Source organism: Streptococcus salivarius (genome assembly GCF_000785515.1).
Taxonomy (GTDB): Bacteria; Bacillota; Bacilli; order Lactobacillales; family Streptococcaceae; genus Streptococcus; species Streptococcus salivarius.
In genome coordinates, this window is sequence record NZ_CP009913.1 from 1,962,740 (window position 1) to 1,980,198 (window position 17,459).

At 40.8% G+C, this 17,459-nt stretch carries 19 protein-coding genes; 6 read left to right on the plus strand and 13 right to left on the minus strand.

Annotated features, from left to right (window positions below; genetic code table 11):
* Positions 1 to 37: 37 nt before the first annotated feature.
* Complete coding sequence (locus tag SSAL8618_RS09010; protein ID WP_037602641.1) at positions 38 to 580, minus strand: CvpA family protein; 543 nt, start codon at positions 578 to 580, stop codon at positions 38 to 40.
* A complete protein-coding gene (locus SSAL8618_RS09015) occupies positions 577 to 891 on the minus strand; it encodes a cell division protein ZapA (RefSeq protein ID WP_004183554.1) in 315 nt (104 codons plus the stop codon). The genes SSAL8618_RS09010 and SSAL8618_RS09015 overlap by 4 nt, the downstream gene beginning before the upstream one ends.
* A gap of 316 nt (positions 892 to 1,207) precedes the next feature.
* On the opposite strand from SSAL8618_RS09015, the gene rnhC reads away from it, so the two are divergent.
* From rnhC to recD2, 3 genes are read left to right on the plus strand one after another with little or no spacing between them, the layout of a single operon-like run.
* On the plus strand, positions 1,208 to 2,098 hold the full coding sequence (gene rnhC, locus SSAL8618_RS09020; protein WP_038676784.1) for a ribonuclease HIII: 891 nt from the start codon (positions 1,208 to 1,210) through the stop codon (positions 2,096 to 2,098).
* An 18-nt stretch (positions 2,099 to 2,116) separates the two neighbouring features.
* A complete protein-coding gene (gene lepB / locus SSAL8618_RS09025) occupies positions 2,117 to 2,758 on the plus strand; it encodes a signal peptidase I (RefSeq protein WP_002884233.1) in 642 nt (213 codons plus the stop codon).
* A 60-nt stretch (positions 2,759 to 2,818) separates the two neighbouring features.
* Entirely contained in the window at positions 2,819 to 5,323 is a 2,505-nt protein-coding gene (gene recD2, locus SSAL8618_RS09030; protein ID WP_038676786.1) for an SF1B family DNA helicase RecD2, read from the plus strand.
* Between the two features lie 51 nt (positions 5,324 to 5,374).
* Here recD2 and SSAL8618_RS09035 read toward each other — a convergent pair whose 3' ends face one another.
* From SSAL8618_RS09035 to tsaB, 5 genes are read right to left on the minus strand one after another with little or no spacing between them, the layout of a single operon-like run.
* Positions 5,375 to 5,701 (minus strand): AzlD domain-containing protein, encoded by a 327-nt coding sequence (locus SSAL8618_RS09035; protein WP_037611255.1) that lies wholly within the window; start codon positions 5,699 to 5,701, stop codon positions 5,375 to 5,377.
* On the minus strand, positions 5,688 to 6,380 hold the full coding sequence (locus SSAL8618_RS09040; RefSeq protein WP_038676788.1) for an AzlC family ABC transporter permease: 693 nt from the start codon (positions 6,378 to 6,380) through the stop codon (positions 5,688 to 5,690). Before SSAL8618_RS09040 ends, SSAL8618_RS09035 begins: the two co-directional genes overlap by 14 nt.
* A gap of 51 nt (positions 6,381 to 6,431) precedes the next feature.
* Positions 6,432 to 7,445, minus strand: coding sequence for a tRNA (adenosine(37)-N6)-threonylcarbamoyltransferase complex transferase subunit TsaD (tsaD, locus tag SSAL8618_RS09045; protein WP_038676790.1), 1,014 nt, complete (start codon positions 7,443 to 7,445; stop codon positions 6,432 to 6,434).
* Complete coding sequence (gene rimI / locus SSAL8618_RS09050; protein WP_038676793.1) at positions 7,445 to 7,900, minus strand: ribosomal protein S18-alanine N-acetyltransferase; 456 nt, start codon at positions 7,898 to 7,900, stop codon at positions 7,445 to 7,447. Before rimI ends, tsaD begins: the two co-directional genes overlap by 1 nt.
* Positions 7,860 to 8,546, minus strand: a complete 687-nt coding sequence (gene tsaB / locus SSAL8618_RS09055) for a tRNA (adenosine(37)-N6)-threonylcarbamoyltransferase complex dimerization subunit type 1 TsaB (protein WP_038676795.1) — start codon at positions 8,544 to 8,546, stop codon at positions 7,860 to 7,862. The genes rimI and tsaB overlap by 41 nt, the downstream gene beginning before the upstream one ends.
* 260 nt (positions 8,547 to 8,806) lie before the next feature.
* Here tsaB and SSAL8618_RS09060 point away from each other — a divergent pair, with 260 nt between their 5' ends.
* Entirely contained in the window at positions 8,807 to 9,037 is a 231-nt protein-coding gene (locus tag SSAL8618_RS09060) for a DNA-dependent RNA polymerase subunit epsilon (RefSeq protein ID WP_022495963.1), read from the plus strand.
* A 4-nt stretch (positions 9,038 to 9,041) separates the two neighbouring features.
* A complete protein-coding gene (rnjA, locus tag SSAL8618_RS09065) occupies positions 9,042 to 10,724 on the plus strand; it encodes a ribonuclease J1 (RefSeq protein WP_002884294.1) in 1,683 nt (560 codons plus the stop codon).
* Between the two features lie 106 nt (positions 10,725 to 10,830).
* Here the strand turns inward: rnjA and SSAL8618_RS09070 are convergent, their stop codons facing one another.
* The 5 genes from SSAL8618_RS09070 to SSAL8618_RS09090 form a co-directional block, all read right to left on the minus strand.
* A complete protein-coding gene (locus tag SSAL8618_RS09070; protein ID WP_038676797.1) occupies positions 10,831 to 11,463 on the minus strand; it encodes a CHAP domain-containing protein in 633 nt (210 codons plus the stop codon).
* Positions 11,464 to 11,649: 186 nt separating this feature from the next.
* Positions 11,650 to 12,993, minus strand: coding sequence for a type I glutamate--ammonia ligase (gene glnA, locus SSAL8618_RS09075; protein WP_002884322.1), 1,344 nt, complete (start codon positions 12,991 to 12,993; stop codon positions 11,650 to 11,652).
* A gap of 48 nt (positions 12,994 to 13,041) precedes the next feature.
* On the minus strand, positions 13,042 to 13,416 hold the full coding sequence (locus tag SSAL8618_RS09080) for a MerR family transcriptional regulator (RefSeq protein ID WP_004183576.1): 375 nt from the start codon (positions 13,414 to 13,416) through the stop codon (positions 13,042 to 13,044).
* 173 nt (positions 13,417 to 13,589) lie between these two features.
* Positions 13,590 to 14,093: an FUSC family protein gene (locus SSAL8618_RS09085; RefSeq protein WP_002884568.1), complete on the minus strand. Its 504-nt coding sequence runs from the start codon at positions 14,091 to 14,093 to the stop codon at positions 13,590 to 13,592.
* A 187-nt stretch (positions 14,094 to 14,280) separates the two neighbouring features.
* Entirely contained in the window at positions 14,281 to 15,480 is a 1,200-nt protein-coding gene (locus SSAL8618_RS09090; protein ID WP_002884739.1) for a phosphoglycerate kinase, read from the minus strand.
* Positions 15,481 to 15,621: 141 nt separating this feature from the next.
* On the opposite strand from SSAL8618_RS09090, the gene SSAL8618_RS09095 reads away from it, so the two are divergent.
* On the plus strand, positions 15,622 to 16,326 hold the full coding sequence (locus tag SSAL8618_RS09095) for a hypothetical protein (RefSeq protein WP_038676799.1): 705 nt from the start codon (positions 15,622 to 15,624) through the stop codon (positions 16,324 to 16,326).
* Positions 16,327 to 16,438: 112 nt separating this feature from the next.
* Here the strand turns inward: SSAL8618_RS09095 and gap are convergent, their stop codons facing one another.
* Positions 16,439 to 17,449, minus strand: a complete 1,011-nt coding sequence (gene gap, locus SSAL8618_RS09100) for a type I glyceraldehyde-3-phosphate dehydrogenase (protein WP_002884461.1) — start codon at positions 17,447 to 17,449, stop codon at positions 16,439 to 16,441.
* Positions 17,450 to 17,459: the final 10 nt, after the last annotated feature.

Genomic DNA, 17,459 nt, shown 5'->3' on the forward strand with positions numbered 1-17,459 from the left:
AAAAAAGTCTCCCTTAATCAAGGAAGACTTCTATTTTCTATATCACACTTGTCCACAAATGCTGGATAATCTGACTAACTGGAAAATAGCCATTAATCAAGATACGTAAAACCCAGCTCGATGACAAGAGCGTTTGAATGTTGTTCATAGGAACAGTCGCAAGAATATTCCCCAACATAGTCAAAGGCACAAGACTCACTAAGGTGGCCAAGACCCCACCCACCACTTGGTAATGTCTCTGATCAAGTCGCTCAATTCTCACAAAATGGAAGAAAATACCAAGAAAGCGTAAGCCATAATAGGCTATACAGTAGATAGCAAAATAAGCAACACCCGCATAATAGACACGGTCAAGTGAAAAGATGTTCTGATCTTTAAAGAAAGCTATACTGGCATCCTTGGTTGGATTGGTATAAGGTACCCAAAGATTGATAGCCTCTCCTAGCGACCGGTAGAAATAGGCCGCCACACACATGGCGATAATGACTGAAACCACGTAATAAGCTTGCATAAAGAGGCCTCGACGGTAGCCAATGTAGAAATTCCAAGCCATAATGGCTAAGACAAGGAGTCCAATCATGCGTCATCCTCATCGTCATTTGTAGCTGTTGCCTTGACCTTAAGTTGCTCAAGTTGCTTAGCTCTCAACGTTTCCAACTCTTTTTCCATATCTTCAACTTGAATTTCGCGTTCCAACTGAGTCGACAAAGAATTGATAGCCATTAGGATAGCAATTGTTTCATTGTCAGCATTTTTCATCTGCTCTTTGATAATTTTATATTTCTCATGGGCAACACGCTCCACCTCTTCCATGAAAAGGTTGTCCTTATCAGTTGTTAGCGTGAGGTTCTTCTCTCCAAAATGAAATTTGTAACGGTTCTTATTTGCCATTTGCTTGTTAGCTGCCAATCAATGGTGGTCGCGGATTCGCCACCGCAGCTTCTCCTTATTTTATTGCTTGTATATCGCCATTTTTTAGCAAGATTCAGACACTTACTCTGAGGCGTGTTCGATACTTAAATGCCAACCCATTTTCTCTAATTGTGGAAAAAAGAGCATGGTTAGGCATTCTCTTTCTAATCATTATATCCTAAATTTTAACTTTCGTAAATTTTAGACTTTGCACTTCTCTAGAAAAATAATTTTCAGGGATTTCGAGTCTGTAAAATATCTACCAATTCTCCTTTTTTGTGCTAAAATAGATTTCATGGGCACAATCGTATTAAAAATGACAGCAGAGCAGATTTCGACACTCCAAAAGGACCTGGCAAACTATGCGACTGCGACTAAAAATCCTTATGCAAGTTTTTCAGCCAAGGTCGATGGAATAAGTGTCATCGCCTATACTTCAGGAAAGGTAACTTTCCAAGGAGCTAAGCCAGAAGTCTTGGCTAGCCGTTTTGGATACCAAGCTGAACCTAAGCATTCACCTGATGGGCAAAACCTAGCCCTAATTGGATCAGACGAAGTCGGAAATGGCTCCTATTTTGGTGGTCTAGCTGTTGTAGCTAGTCTAGTTACCCCGGCTGACCATGCCTTTTTGAAATCTCTTGGGGTCGATGATTCTAAAAATCTTAATGATATCAAGATTCGTCAGATTGCACCTATATTGGAGGAGAAAATTCCTCACAAGGCACTCCTTCTTTCGCCTAGAAAGTACAATGAAGTGGTTGGAGACGGTAAGAGTCATAATGCTGTGTCCGTTAAAGTAGCCCTCCACAATCAGGCTATCTTCCTATTGTTACAATCAGGTGCTAAACCAGATAAGATTGTCATTGATGCCTTCACCAGTGAGAAAAATTATCAGAAATACCTCAAGAATGAACGCAATCGCTTTGACTTTCCTATCACTTTAGAAGAAAAGGCTGAGGGGAAATACTTAGCTGTCGCAGTGAGCTCTATCATCGCTCGCAATCTCTTCCTGGAAAATCTTGACAAACTCAGCCAAGAGGTTGGCTACACCCTTCCTTCAGGTGCTGGCGCTAAATCTGACCAGGTCGCAGCTAAGCTTCTTCAAGCCTACGGAGATCAGGCTCTCCAAGCTACTGCTAAATATCATTTCGCCAATACCAAAAAAGCCTACCAACGCTTAAAATAACCCTGAAAGGCCTTAACTATGAAAAACAAATGGACCCAATACTTCCTCATTTTACTTCGTGAATGGGGACTCTTTATCCTCTTTATCACATTTTTCCTTTTGACTCGCCTCTTCCTTTGGCTCCCTGTCCAGGTTGACGGCCACTCAATGGATCCTACTCTAGCCAATAATCAACGTGTTATCGTTTTGAAACACACATCCATTGAACGCTTCGATATTGTCGTTGCTAAGGAAGTCGAAGACGGTAAGACGAAACAAATCGTCAAACGTATCATCGGTATGCCAGGTGATACCATTACCTATCAAAATGATAAACTTACTGTCAATGGTAAAGAAGTCAAGGAAGAATACCTCAAAGAATTCCAAGCTGCCTTTGCCAAGGATAAGCTACAAAAAGAATATGCTTACAACGATGACAAGAGCAAGAGTGGCTACTTCCAACAACTAGCTAAGGATGCCAAGGCCTTTACAACCAATGCTGACGGTAACACGACCTTCTCTGTCACTGTTCCTGAAGGCAAATATTTCCTACTTGGGGACAACCGTATTGTTTCCAAAGATAGTCGAGTAGTTGGTTACTTTGACAAGAGTGCTCTTGTAGGGGAAGTTAAATTCCGCTTCTGGCCACTTAATAAAATTGGTACCGTTGAGGACAACTAAAAATACTGAATAAGATAAGGTTGGGGAAACCCAGCCTTATTATGTATCTAGGAAAAACACATGCAAGAATTTTATTTTTCAGGAACTATCGAACGCGTCATTTTCGAAAACGCTAGTAATTTTTTCCGTATTCTACTCTTAGAAATTGACGAAACAGACAGTGATTTTGAGGACTATGAAATCATTGTCACAGGAACCATGGGAGATGTCATGGAAGGCGAAGATTATACTTTCTGGGGTCAGCTAACCAATCATCCAAAATATGGTGAACAACTCCAAATGACGCGCTACGAACGGTCAAAACCTTCTGCTAGCGGTCTTATCAAGTATTTCGCCAGCGACAATTTTAAGGGGATTGGTAAGAAAACAGCTGAGCGTATTGTCGAGATTTATGGTGAAGACCCTATTGACAAGATTCTCGAGGATCCGAGCAAATTAGAACAGATTCCTAATCTGTCCAAGGTCAATCGAGAAGCCTTCGTTGCAAAGTTAAAAATCAACTATGGAACCGAACAAATCTTGTCCAAACTTTCCAGCTATGGACTCACACCAAAAGCTGCCTCACAAATTTTCAACCAATATAAGGAAGAATCGCTCAACCTTATCGAAGAACACCCTTATCTCTTGGTAGAAGAAGTTCAAGGAATCGGATTTAAAATAGCCGACCAACTAGCCGAACGCTTAGGGATTGCTAGTGATGCTCCTGAGCGTTTACGAGCTGCCTTGATTCATTGTCTGCTAGAAACTAGCATGGAAGAAGGCGACACCTATATCGAAGCCAAAGCCTTGCTTGAACGAACTATCATCCTTTTGGAAAGTGCTCGTCAGATTGAACTTGACCCCGCCTTAGTCGCGAAGGAATTAACCAATCTCATCCAAGAGGATAAAGTGCAAAATATAGAGACTAAAATCTTTGATAATACCCTATATTTTGCGGAACAGGGCATCTATACCCACCTAACTCGTATCATGAAAGACCAACCTGACATCAGTGCAGAGGACAAAATCCAAGCAAGTCTTGAAGAGGTGGAAGAGGAACTTGGTATTACTTATGATAAGGTTCAAAAAGATGCCATTATCAAAGCCCTACAAAGCAAGGTCTTCATCCTGACAGGTGGTCCCGGGACAGGTAAAACCACCGTTATTAACGGAATCATTAAAACTTATGCCGACCTTCATGGTCTAGATCTCAAAAAGTCTGATTTGCCTATTATTTTAGCGGCACCAACAGGACGGGCTGCTCGTCGGATGAACGAACTCACCCAACTCCCTAGCGCCACAATCCATAGACATTTGGGCCTCAATAGCGAGGACGATTTCAAGACCTTGGAGGACTATCTCGATTGCGACTTGATTATCATCGATGAGTTTTCTATGGTTGATACTTGGTTGGCCAATCAACTTTTTGAAAGTATCTCTGATTCAACCCAAGTCATCATTGTGGGTGACCAAGACCAACTGCCTTCCGTAGGCCCTGGCCAGGTCTTGGCTGACCTTTTGCAGATTGATAACTTGCCTAAGGTTTCTCTGACCAAAATTTTCAGACAATCCGAGGATTCCACCATCGTTACTTTAGCTAGTCAGATGCGCCAAGGCCAACTACCCGCTGATTTCACAGAGAAAAAGGCTGACCGCTCTTACTTTGAGGCCAATGCCAACCATATTCCACAGATGGTTCCTAAAATAGTCTCTGCCGCTATAAAGAGCGGGATAGCTGCTCAGGATGTGCAGATTCTAGCTCCCATGTATCGAGGACAGGCTGGTATTAACAATCTCAATACCATTATGCAGGACCTACTTAATCCTCAAGAAAAGGCCAATCAGTTTGCCTTTAATGACATTTTCTTCCGTAAGAACGACAAGATTCTCCATCTGGTCAACGATACCGAACTCAATGTCTTCAATGGCGACATCGGCATCATTACTGATCTCATCCCTGGTAAATATACTGAAAGCAAGCAGGACGAAATTTACATGTCCTTTGATGGCAATGAGGTTATCTATCCTCGTAACGAATGGAATAAGATTACTCTGGCCTATGCCATGTCAATCCACAAATCTCAAGGGAGTGAGTTCCCAGTCGTTATCCTTCCCATCACACGCCAAAGTGGACGTATGCTACAACGTAACCTCATCTACACTGCTATCACACGCGCCAAGAGTAAGCTAGTCATGTTAGGGGAAATCACAGCTTTCGATTATGCTGTTCACAACGAGGGGGCTAAACGAAATACTTATCTCATCCAACGTTTTGAACAAACTTATACACAAGCTGTTGATAAGTCTGTCGAAAAGATTGTTAAAAACGAGGCAACAGGCGCCTCCAATCAAACAAAAACGAAAAACAACGACCCCTCAGAAACCCTTGAAAACAAAGACTTTTCGGAAAATATCAATCCATCCCCAGATCTTGTTAACACTTATTCACAACCTGTGGATAAGTCTGTTAACAAACCTGTGCAAACAGAAGAAAACTATCGTTTAACTGAAGAAAATTGGTCAACTCTAGATCCAATGATTGGTCTCAGTGAAGACGATATTGCTGCCTTTTTTAACAATAACTAAAAAAGACTTGGAAAGCGACTCACTAAGAGCAACTCCAAGTCTTTTCATTTGCTAAAATACGAAACGAATCAGGGCCATAGATATTATACCGACGATTACTGCATAGAGCAGATTTTTGCTCTTAAAGGCTACGATTACCGTTGGCACAGTAGCCAGTATTTCCATCCACTTAAACTGTGGCAAGTGACCAATCTTCTCAGCCGTGAGACTAGAGAGAATCAGAGCAAAGAGGATAGAAACTGGTAAGTAGTGCAAAAATCGAACAACGATATCTGGTAGCCCCTTGTATTTCACTAAAACAAAGGGGAGCACACGAGGAACCCAGCTGACCACAAACCCAAGTAGAATAGCAATGAGAATAAACTTATTGACGGCCATCACACATCACCCCCACACTACATCCAACCAAAGTAGCCACTAAAACAGCCAAAGATTCCGACAAGATGACACTAAAGCTCAGATAAGCCACAGCAATAGATAGTAAAATCAAGAGTAGCTTACGCACTCCTTCCCCTAACAAGGCATCAATCTGACTACTTAACAAACCTATAAACATGGCAATCAAAGCAAAATCCAAACCAAAAAGCTCAGGATTAGGAATCATGGAACCAATCAAACAACCAATAACTGATGATACAATCCAAACCAGATAGCTGAAAATATTGTTACCATGCATCCAGTTAGCAGGAATATCTTTATGATGCACATATTCTCCCAATAAAACACCATAACTTTCATCCGTGATCAGACTACCAATTCCCAGCTGATTCCAGAGGCTTGTTTTTGTAAAAATCGTCGTTGCATGTAAACTCATCAACATGTTACGCAAATTAACCAAGAAAACAGTCAAGGTTAACTCACCTAGACCAGCTCCTGCAACTACTAAGGCACACATGGCAAACTGGGCCGAGCCACCATAGACCAAGGCACACATGAGGCCAACCTCAAGGGCTGATAGACCCGAAGCAGCTGCTACAACACCAAAGGCTAGGCCAATAGCTACATAGCCTAAAGCTGTCGGTACCGCGGCTTTTATACCTAAACGAAAGTCAGACACACTCAATTCCTTTCTAAAGGAACCTCTTACCAAACTAGTAAGAGGCTCTTCTTATTCTTCAAATCCTGCAAAGGCTAGACTTGGTTTTGCATTCAAGTCCAACTCAGCAAAATGTTTTTGATTACATTCAATAGCGGCTGCTAGAGCAATCATACCAGCATTGTCACCACAAAGACGTAAAGGCGGAATAACCACATCTACATCTGTGATTTCTTCAGCCAAACGTTCACGTAATCCTTGATTAGCTGCCACACCACCTGCAACAACAAGTGTCTTGACAGGATAACGCTCCAAGGCTTTCTTAGTCTTAGCTAGGAGAATATCCAACACAGCAGCTTGGAAGGATGCACAAAGGTCCTCTTTGACTAGAACTTCTCCCTTCTGTTCTGCATTGTGATGCAAATTGATGAAAGCTGACTTCAGGCCTGAAAATGAAAACTCCAAGTGGTCTTCCTTAATCATAGCGCGTGGAAAATCATAAACATCTTTCCCTTTATGAGCCAATTCATCAATTTCACGCCCGGCTGGGTAGGTCAACCCCATCACACGCCCGACCTTGTCATAGGCCTCACCAACTGCATCATCACGTGTCTCACCAACAATCTTGTAATTCCCCGGTTCTGACACATAAACCAACTCTGTGTGTCCCCCAGACACCAAAAGTGCTAAGAGGGGATATTCCAATTCTTGAACCTCACGCGCTGCCATAAGATGCCCAGCCATATGGTTAACTGGAATCAAAGGCAACCCATGTGCCCAAGCGAAGGCCTTAGCCGCTGCCATCCCGACCAAGAGCGCCCCGACCAAACCAGGACCATAGGTTACTGCTACAGCATCTAGTTGTTCAGCAGTAATTCCCGCCTCAGAAAGGGCATCTTTAATGCAAAGAGTCACCACTTCCACATGGTGACGACTAGCCACCTCAGGAACAACACCACCAAAACGTTTATGGCTTTCCACCTGACTGGCAATAATATTACTTAAAAGTACTTTCTCATTTTTCAAAACGGCAACTGAAGTCTCATCACACGAGCTCTCCACTGCCAAAATATATCTATCTGCCATTAGACTTCCTCTCGCCTCATGATAACTGCATCTTCTTGAGGCTCATGATAATAATTTTTCCGAATTCCTAGACTTTCAAAACCAAATTTTCTATAAAGTGCCTGAGCGACTTGATTTGAAGCCCTCACTTCTAGGAATATAGGTTCACTACGCTCTTCCAAATGCTTCATCAGCTGACTAGCATAACCACGCCCCTGGTAAGCTTTTAAAATGGCGATATTGGTCACCTCAAGCTCACCCACTAAATTTTGAAGGGCTAAAAAACCAACAACTTCTTCCTGATCATAAACATAGAAATACTCCGTAGTATCCAAAGCCAAGTCTGCTACCACTTGTTCTATCGTCCACGGAGATTTGTCATAAACATCCGACAAAATCCGATAAATCAGTTGAGCTTGCTCTTGGCTACTCAATCTAGACGCGCTTGATGTAGTTGTCACGGTTAGTCTCCTCATGCGTCTTAAGCCAATTCTCCTCCGCCTCAACTCGCTTCAAGTAATGTGGAACAAAAGCATCTACATCAACAGAAGGCAAGGACAAGCCTAAACGACCAATTAACTGGGCAGACGGAAGACTTGACAAGATAGTTGCTTCTGGAAGGCTTTCTTTAATCTGATCCACAAAATTAGCCACTTCACCGACAAATGTCACCTTTTCAAAAGTTTTAGCTTGCTCCAGAACATCTACAAAAGATGCATGGCAATCTGGGACGAGGGCCTGACCATTTTCATAAAAACCAACGTAAACATTATTACGACGAGCATCCATGATAGGAATCACAACACCGTCAACTGTAAGGTCTGTCAGTGCCTGTAGACTTGAAACTCCCACCAAATCAATGTCGAGGGCATAGGCTAAAGTCTTAGCTGTTGCGACAGCCACACGAAGCCCTGTGTAGGATCCAGGACCCTGTGCAACCACAATACGTTCTAAATCAGACGGTTGCCAGCCTGCCTGAGCAACTAAAAAATCAATGGTGGGCATTAGACTAATACTGTGGTTCTTTTTTACTGTGACAGTTGACTCTGCCACTAGTTTCTCATCTTCTAACAAGGCTACTGATAAAGCTGTGCTAGAAGTATCAAATGCTAATATTTTCATCTTTTTTCCTTGTTTCCTTTTATGCTTTTCTATTATAACACAAGTCACTGTTTCCCAGAAACGAACATTTTCCAACTTTTTCCGCCATTTTCTTTATCTAGCCCTTATCTTATGGTACAATAATAGTAATTGTTAAACGAATCAAGGCTACTAGCTATTACTCATAAAGTGAATATCATAACGTCAAGTAAATCATAGAAAGATTAACTTGACCGGTTTTTTTATAGAATGGCAGAGCCTTTTGGAAAGAAAGGAAAACCATGATTTATAAAGTCTTTTACCAAGAAACTAAAGAGCGTAATCCACGCCGTGAACAGACAAAATCACTCTACCTAGATATCGATGCAGAAACTGAACTTGAGGGACGTATCCAAGCTCGTAAAATCATCGAAAAAAACACTGCCTATAACATCGAATTCATCGAGCTCCTCTCAGAAAAAGCCCTTGAATACGAAAAAGAAACAGGCGTTTTTGAAGTAACGGAGTTCTAAGACCATGGCATCAAAAATCAATCTAAAACCTGAAGAAGTTGGGGTTTATGCGATTGGTGGTTTGGGGGAAATCGGTAAAAATACCTATGGTATTGAATACCAAGATGAGATTATAATCGTCGATGCGGGTATTAAATTCCCCGAGGATGATCTTCTCGGAATCGATTATGTTATCCCGGACTATTCTTACATCGTTGAAAATGTTGATCGTGTAAAGGCACTTGTCATTACCCACGGTCACGAAGACCATATTGGTGGGATCCCCTTCCTTCTTAAACAGGCAAATATCCCAATTTATGCAGGGCCACTTGCTCTTGCTCTTATCAAAGGAAAATTGGAAGAACACGGACTACTTCGTGACGCACAACTCTATGAAATTAATGCTAATACAGAGCTTACTTTCAAAAATATGAGCGTGACCTTCTTCCGCACTACTCACTCAATTCCAGAACCTCTCGGTATTGTCATCCATACACCTCAAGGTAAAATTGTGTGTACCGGTGACTTTAAGTTTGACTTCACCCCAGTAGGTGAGCCAGCAGACCTTCACCGTATGGCTGCACTTGGTGAAGAAGGCGTTCTTTGCCTCCTCTCAGACTCAACCAATGCTGAAGTACCAACTTTCACAAATTCCGAGAAAGTCGTCGGCCAATCTATCATGAAAATCATTGAAGGCATCCACGGACGTATTATCTTCGCCTCATTTGCCTCAAACATTTTCCGTCTGCAACAAGCTGCCGAAGCCGCTGTAAAAACTGGCCGTAAGATTGTTGTCTTCGGACGTTCTATGGAAAAAGCCATTGTCAATGGGGTTGAACTAGGCTACATCAAAGTTCCAAAAGGAACTATCATTGACCCTAGTGAGATGAAAAACTACCATGCCAGTGAGATTCTTATCATGTGTACCGGTTCTCAAGGAGAGCCTATGGCAGCCCTTGCACGTATCGCTAACGGGATGCACCGCCAAGTGACACTGCAACCTGGTGACACTGTTATCTTCTCATCTAGCCCTATCCCAGGAAACACAACCAGCGTAAACCGCTTGATTAATACTATTCAAGAAGCTGGTGTCGATGTTATCCACGGTAAAATCAACAATATCCATACCTCTGGACACGGTGGTCAACAAGAGCAAAAACTCATGCTTCGTTTGATCAAACCAAAATTCTTTATGCCTGTTCACGGTGAATACCGCATGCAGAAAGTCCACGCAGGTCTTGCTGTTGATTGTGGTGTTCCAAAAGATAATATCTTTATCATGGAAAATGGTGATGTCTTAGCCCTAACAAAAGACTCTGCGCGTCGTGCAGGTCACTTCAATGCTCAAGATATCTATGTTGATGGTAATGGTATTGGGGATATCGGAGCTGCCGTTCTTCGTGACCGTCGTGATCTCTCTGAAGATGGTGTCGTACTTGCCGTAGCAACTGTCGACTTCAAGTCTAAGATGATTCTGGCTGGCCCAGACATCCTCAGCCGTGGCTTCATCTATATGCGTGAATCAGGCGATCTTATTCGTGAGAGCCAACGCATTCTATTCAATGCTATTCGTATCGCTCTTAAAAATAAGGATGCTAGCATCCAATCCGTTAACGGAGCAATCGTCAATGCTTTACGCCCATTCTTATATGAAAAAACAGAACGTGAACCAATCATTATTCCAATGATTCTCACACCTGATAAATAAAAAAATGGTAGCCATCTAGCTACCATTTTTTTTTAAGTTTAAATCCAATCTGGAGCACAACCCTTCCAACAAGTAAAAAAAAAGCGCTTATAACGCTTTTTTCATTTTATGCACCTGGATAAATGTAAGATACTGAACCTGGTGTAGTTGAGTTTTGTGGGTCAAACCAACCACGATAGTTGTTGATTTGTTGCTGGTTGTTATAGTTTGACTCCAAGATTTGAATTTGACCATCTTGACCAACTTCTGTTACATAACCAACGTGACCATAACCACCATCAGTCCAACATACAATTGATCCTGTCACAGGTGTTGAACCTACAGCATAACCTTGGCTAGCAGCGCTTCCTGCCCAATCGCCACCATTACCCCACCAGTTACTTGCCCATGGAGCGACTTCCTTAACACCCCATGTACATTGCCCAACTGGATAACGATTCCAAGTAGCATCTGAATCAGTAGCTGTTACCTCTGAAGAAGAAGCTTCTGTTGTTTCCTCAACTGCTGTCGTAGCACCTGAAACTTCCAAGCTTCCACCAGGAACAATTGTTGACCAAATAGTCATGCCATTTTCAGCTGCCAATTGATAAGGATCTACACCATACTGACTTGCAATCCCGAAGAATGAATCTCCATTTTGAACTGTATAAGTATCAGCATTAACTGTTTGTGCGACTGTAAGACCAAGCAATAATGCACTTGAGGCTACTGCCAAAGCAGCTTTTTTTGTAGTTTTCATATTTCCCCCTGAATAAGATTAATATAAAATTAGTTTAACACTCTCATATTTTAATGCGATTAAGGGGGAATAAAGAAATATGACAAAAGAAAACAGCTCAGTTAAAACTACGTAATTTGTCCAAGAACTTAATAAATTTAAAAGAAAAAGAAAACCAGGCATAACCTGATTTTCAAATTTAATTTCTTAATAAATGTCCAAGTAGTTATCAATTTCCCATTGTGAAACAAAGGTAGCATAACTTGCCCATTCCATACGTTTCGCATCAAGGAAGTTTGTATAGATATGATTACCCAAAGCTTGGCGAACCACTTCATCTGTTTCCAATGCTTTAAGAGCGTTACGAAGTGTTGATGGCAAATCAATAATACCAGCTTCTTTACGTTCTTCAGGAGACATTGAGTAGATATTTGTTTCAACTGGATCTGGAGCATCAATCTTGTTAATAATACCATCAAGACCAGCTTCCAAAAGTACAGCAAGTGCCAAGTATGGGTTTGCCATTGGGTCTACTGAACGCAATTCCAAACGTGTACCCATACCTCGAGACGCAGGAACGCGGATCAATGGTGAACGGTTGCTACCTGCCCATGCAATATATACAGGAGCTTCGTATCCAGGAACCAAACGTTTGTAAGAGTTAACTGTTGGGTTAATAATTGCAGTATAGTTGTATGCATGTTTCATCAAACCACCAAGGAAGTAGTAAGCATCTTGAGACAATTGCATACCACGTGGATCCTCTGGATCAAAGAATGCATTTCCTTCTTCAGTGAAGAGAGACATGTTACAGTGCATACCGCTACCAGCAATACCATATTTAGGTTTCGCCATAAATGTCGCATAAAGACCATGTTTACGAGCGATTGTCTTAACAACCAATTTGAAAATTTGGATATTATCACAAGCCTTCAAAACATCTGTATACTTGAAGTCGATTTCATGTTGACCAACAGCCACTTCGTGGTGAGATGCTTCAACATCGAATCCCATTTCTGTCAACACATTAACGATTTCACGACGTGTGTTATCTGCAAGGTCAGTTGGCGCAAGGTCAAAATAACCACCTTTATCGTTAACTTCAAGTGTAGGATTACCTTGTTCATCTAATTTGAAAAGGAAGAATTCTGGTTCTGGTCCAAGGTTAAATGATTTATAACCAACTTCTTCCATATGACGCAAAGCCTTTTTCAAGTTACCACGAGGGTCACCAGCAAATGGTTCACCTGCAGAGGTATAGATATCACAAATAAGACCAGCTACTGCACCATTTTCATCCCCCCAAGGGAAAACTGTCCACGTATCAAGATCTGGGTAAAGATACATATCAGATTCGTTGATACGAACAAATCCCTCGATTGATGAACCATCAAACATAGCTTTATTTGAAAGTACCTTATCCAACTGTTCATCTGTCGCAGGAATTTCAACGTTCTTCATAACACCAAGAATATCAGAGAACATTAAACGCAAGAAAGTAACATTCTTCTCTTTGACTTCGCGACGAATATCAGCTGCTGTGATTGCCATAATAGGGGTCTCCTTTATAAAAACCAAAAATAAAAGTTCAAAGCGTAATTAGATACGCAAGTTACCAAATTGTTGTGACGGGGTCGTAAAACGGCCTTGCTGAAGGAGTTCATCATGCAAGATACGTCGAACGTCCGCATCTGTTAAAGCCGCTTGTTTTTGTTGGGCACGAACTTCACGCTCTTCGTACTCATGCTTAATCGCTGCAATATTGTAACCATCATCCAAAAAATCTTTGATTTCCAATAAACGATCCATATCATTTAATGAGTACATCCGACGATTTCCAGCTGTACGTTCAGGTTGAATTAAACCTTGATCTTCATAGTAACGAATTTGACGAGCAGTTAAATCCGTCAATTTCATAACTGTTCCAATCGGAAAAACAGCTAGAGAACGCCTTAATTCTTTCTCTCTTGCCATGATCATCCTCCTTTCCTAACAATTATATTCTGAATATTTCTACATGTCAACAGTTTATGTTACTTTTTCTTACACAACGAGCAATTCCCGAACATTATATTGTCTATTCGCTCTAATTTAAGGATTTTATCAAAAAAACATAAAAAATAGAGTTCAATAGAACCCTATCATTCTTATTTTAAATGTTTAAGTAGCCAATCATAATCATAATTGACAAGGATTGCAATAAAGACTCCACAGAAAGTTTCAAAGACTCGAGCAATAACATAAGTAAAAGTATTATCAGGTGGAATGGACAAGGTAATAATCAGAAGTGCAGCCACCCCTCCAATAACACCAGATGCATTATTAAAAGACACATTAATGACAATCGTCAGCATGGTCAAAATTGGAACCAATAGCAAGGTCACCCAAACTGAATGATTAAACCACATATTCACAAAGTAAAATAATAGCGACAAAAGCCCTCCAACCGTATTCGCAAAAATACGTGATTTACCAAACTGAATACTTCTGTCAAAGTTTTCTCGAAGACTAAAGACTGCTGTCAAACAACCAATCTGAAGCCCTTCCCACCCTAAAGCAGAAAAAAGACCTAAAACAAGAAAGACAGCAATCCCCGTCTTAAGTGTACGCATACCAAATTTAAATTTTTTCGGTTCAAATTTCAATCCCATTTTACTATTTTAACATGATTATGAAACTTTTGGTTACTTCTACAGTATTATGACGCAAAGTTCAAACTAATAATCGCAATTTTTTGAGAGAAATTTACTTCCCAATAATAATTTTAGCCTCTATCAAATATTCAAAGAGATGACACAAAAAAGAGTTGGTTTCCCAACTCTTTTCATTCTAATAGACTTATTTATCAGTAAGTGCAGCCAATCCTGGAAGTTCTTTACCTTCAAGAAGTTCCATAGAAGCACCACCACCAGTAGAGATCCATGAGAATTTATCTGCACGTCCAAGGTTGATTGCTGCAGCAGCTGAGTCACCACCACCGATGATTGATTTAACGCCTGGTTGTTTCACGATTGCGTCCATCACACCGATTGTACCAGCTTGGAAGTCAGGGTTTTCAAATACACCCATAGGACCATTCCATACAACTGTTTTCGCACCAGTCAAGGCTTTATCGAATTCAGCAATTGATTTAGGACCGATATCCAAACCAAGGAAACCTGGGTCTACTGCTTCACCTTCAGTGTCTTTCACTTCAGTGTAGTCAGCAAATGCATTAGCTTCTTTTGAGTCAACTGGCAAGATCAATTTACCGTTTGATTTTTCAAGAAGAGCTTTAGCAACATCAAGTTTATCTTCTTCTACAAGTGAGTTACCGATTTCGATACCTTGTGCTTTGTAGAATGTGTAAGTCATACCACCACCGATAAGAACTTTATCAGCTTTTGCAAGAAGGTTTTCGATAACACCAATCTTATCAGATACTTTAGAACCACCAAGGATAGCTACGAATGGACGTTCTGGAGTTTCAACCGCTTCTTTGATGTAAGCAATTTCGTTTTCAAGAAGGAAACCAGCAACAGCTTTATCAACGTTTGCTGAGATACCAACGTTAGATGCGTGTGCACGGTGAGCTGTACCGAATGCATCGTTTACGAAGATACCATCTCCAAGTGATGCCCAGTATTTACCAAGTTCAGGATCATTTTTAGATTCTTTCTTGCCATCAACATCTTCAAAACGAGTGTTTTCAACCAAGAGAACTTGTCCATCTTCAAGAGCGTTAACAGCTGCTTCCAATTCAGCACCACGTGTAACACCTGGGATAAATTTAACGTCTTGACCCAATTTAGCAGCCAAGTCAGCAGCTACAGGAGCAAGTGATTTGCCTTCTTTATCAGCTTCTTCTTTTACACGTCCAAGGTGAGAGAAGAGGATTGCACGTCCACCTTGTTCAAGAATGTACTTGATAGTTGGAAGGGCAGCAGTGATACGGTTATCGTTAGTGATCACGCCATCTTTTACAGGTACGTTGAAGTCAACACGAACGAGAACTTTTTTCCCTTTCAAGTCAACATCTTTAACAGTCAATTTAGCCATTTGATCAGACTCCTTAATTTTTTAATACGTTTTCATTATATCACAAAATGCATAAAAGAGATAGCAAAATCAGAAGGATTTCTAGCTTATTGCGAGTATAAGACATTTAGCATATAATCTAAATAGAAAGGTCGAATATCCATGAAAAAACAGCTAAACAAGAAGCAGAAACAAGCTGACCATGATCTAAATGTAATCCTTATTCTTACCCTTGTTCCTCTGCTCCTCTTTCTTACTCTTAAACCAACTCTTTTGTCCTACACTAACCAAACTTCAGTACCGCTATGGCTGCGATTAATCTTATTAGCTAGTTGTCAATTTGCCATCGCAGGCTTAGGAACCAGCACTGTTATGCTTTATCGCAAAGAATCTTTCAGACACTTTGGATTAATCACCAAAAATCTAGTTACCACCCTTTTTCAATCTCTTCTTGTAGCCCTACCACTTATCATATTTAAAGGACTTACTCATCAGATTCATTCCTATCTACCTCTTCAATCAATACAATTAACAAAAGAAGTAATGAGCCAATCATTTCCTAGTAATATCCTGGCATACCTATTCATCTGTCTTATTTGGGGATTCTGGGAAGGATTTAACTATGTAGTCATCGCTGAAAAGATACGCATACGTTTTCCATCTCCTTACTCTTGGTTAGATAGTGGAGCAATAACATGTGCGATTTTTTGCCTCCTTATCCATGGAATTATTGGTTTTGATATCTATACCTTATTTGAATCAATTACCGTTTTTATACTTATTTATGGTATGCTAGCTATACAAAAACATAATAAAAACGCCTGGGGTTGTGTCATGCTCTTTCTACTCATTTGGAATGCCTTCTAGCTTATTCATAAATCACAATCCTACTGAGATTATAACAGCCTATTTATACGGCTGTTTTATTATTTTGGAAAATAAAAAAAAGAGCCGAAGCTCTTCTTTTTATACAATTGAATTATTTAGCGATTTTCGCGAAGTATTCAAGAGTACGTACAAGTTGTGAAGTGTATGACATTTCGTTGTCGTACCAAGAAACAACTTTAACCAATTGTTTACCATCAACAGTTTGTACTTTAGTTTGAGTTGCATCAAACAATGAACCGTAAGAAATACCTACGATATCTGAAGATACGATTGGATCTTCAGTGTAACCGAATGATTCGTTTGAAGCTGCTTTCATAGCTGCGTTCACTTCATCAACAGTAACGTCTTTTTCAAGAACTGCTACCAATTCAGTAACTGATCCAGTTGGAACTGGAACACGTTGTGCAGCACCGTCAAGTTTACCGTTCAATTCTGGGATAACCAAACCGATAGCTTTAGCAGCACCAGTTGAGTTAGGAACGATGTTTGCAGCACCAGCACGTGCACGACGAAGGTCACCACCACGGTGTGGTCCGTCAAGGATCATTTGGTCACCAGTGTAAGCGTGGATAGTAGTCATCAAACCTTGTTTAACACCGAAGTTATCTTGCAATGCTTTAGCCATTGGAGCCAAGCAGTTTGTAGTACATGAAGCACCTGAGATAACTGTTTCAGTACCATCAAGGATATCGTGGTTAGTGTTAAATACGATTGTTTTAACATCGTTTCCACCAGGAGCAGTGATAACAACTTTCTTAGCTCCACCTTCGTGCAAGTGTTTTTCAGCAGCATCTTTCTTAGCAAAGAAACCAGTTGCTTCAAGAACGATTTCTACACCGTCGTTAGCCCAGTCAATTTGTTCTGGGTCACGTTCAGCAGAAACTTTAACGAATTTACCGTTAACTTCAAATCCACCATCTTTAACTTCAACAGTACCGTCGAAACGACCTTGAGTTGTGTCGTATTTCAACAAGTGTGCAAGCATAACTGGATCTGTAAGGTCGTTGATGCGAGTAACTTCAACACCTTCTACGTTTTGGATACGACGGAAAGCAAGACGACCGATACGACCGAAACCGTTAATACCAACTTTAACTACCATTCGTGATTTC

Coding starts and splice junctions, on each gene's coding strand:
- SSAL8618_RS09010 (WP_037602641.1), bottom strand. CDS start 580: ATGATTGGACTCCTTGTCTTAGCCATTATGGCTTGGAATTTCTACATT.
- SSAL8618_RS09015 (WP_004183554.1), bottom strand. CDS start 891: ATGGCAAATAAGAACCGTTACAAATTTCATTTTGGAGAGAAGAACCTC.
- rnhC (WP_038676784.1), top strand. CDS start 1,208: ATGGGCACAATCGTATTAAAAATGACAGCAGAGCAGATTTCGACACTC.
- lepB (WP_002884233.1), top strand. CDS start 2,117: ATGAAAAACAAATGGACCCAATACTTCCTCATTTTACTTCGTGAATGG.
- recD2 (WP_038676786.1), top strand. CDS start 2,819: ATGCAAGAATTTTATTTTTCAGGAACTATCGAACGCGTCATTTTCGAA.
- SSAL8618_RS09035 (WP_037611255.1), bottom strand. CDS start 5,701: ATGGCCGTCAATAAGTTTATTCTCATTGCTATTCTACTTGGGTTTGTG.
- tsaD (WP_038676790.1), bottom strand. CDS start 7,445: ATGGCAGATAGATATATTTTGGCAGTGGAGAGCTCGTGTGATGAGACT.
- rimI (WP_038676793.1), bottom strand. CDS start 7,900: ATGAGGAGACTAACCGTGACAACTACATCAAGCGCGTCTAGATTGAGT.
- tsaB (WP_038676795.1), bottom strand. CDS start 8,546: ATGAAAATATTAGCATTTGATACTTCTAGCACAGCTTTATCAGTAGCC.
- SSAL8618_RS09060 (WP_022495963.1), top strand. CDS start 8,807: ATGATTTATAAAGTCTTTTACCAAGAAACTAAAGAGCGTAATCCACGC.
- rnjA (WP_002884294.1), top strand. CDS start 9,042: ATGGCATCAAAAATCAATCTAAAACCTGAAGAAGTTGGGGTTTATGCG.
- SSAL8618_RS09070 (WP_038676797.1), bottom strand. CDS start 11,463: ATGAAAACTACAAAAAAAGCTGCTTTGGCAGTAGCCTCAAGTGCATTA.
- glnA (WP_002884322.1), bottom strand. CDS start 12,993: ATGGCAATCACAGCAGCTGATATTCGTCGCGAAGTCAAAGAGAAGAAT.
- SSAL8618_RS09080 (WP_004183576.1), bottom strand. CDS start 13,416: ATGGCAAGAGAGAAAGAATTAAGGCGTTCTCTAGCTGTTTTTCCGATT.
- SSAL8618_RS09085 (WP_002884568.1), bottom strand. CDS start 14,093: ATGGGATTGAAATTTGAACCGAAAAAATTTAAATTTGGTATGCGTACA.
- SSAL8618_RS09090 (WP_002884739.1), bottom strand. CDS start 15,480: ATGGCTAAATTGACTGTTAAAGATGTTGACTTGAAAGGGAAAAAAGTT.
- SSAL8618_RS09095 (WP_038676799.1), top strand. CDS start 15,622: ATGAAAAAACAGCTAAACAAGAAGCAGAAACAAGCTGACCATGATCTA.
- gap (WP_002884461.1), bottom strand. CDS start 17,449: ATGGTAGTTAAAGTTGGTATTAACGGTTTCGGTCGTATCGGTCGTCTT.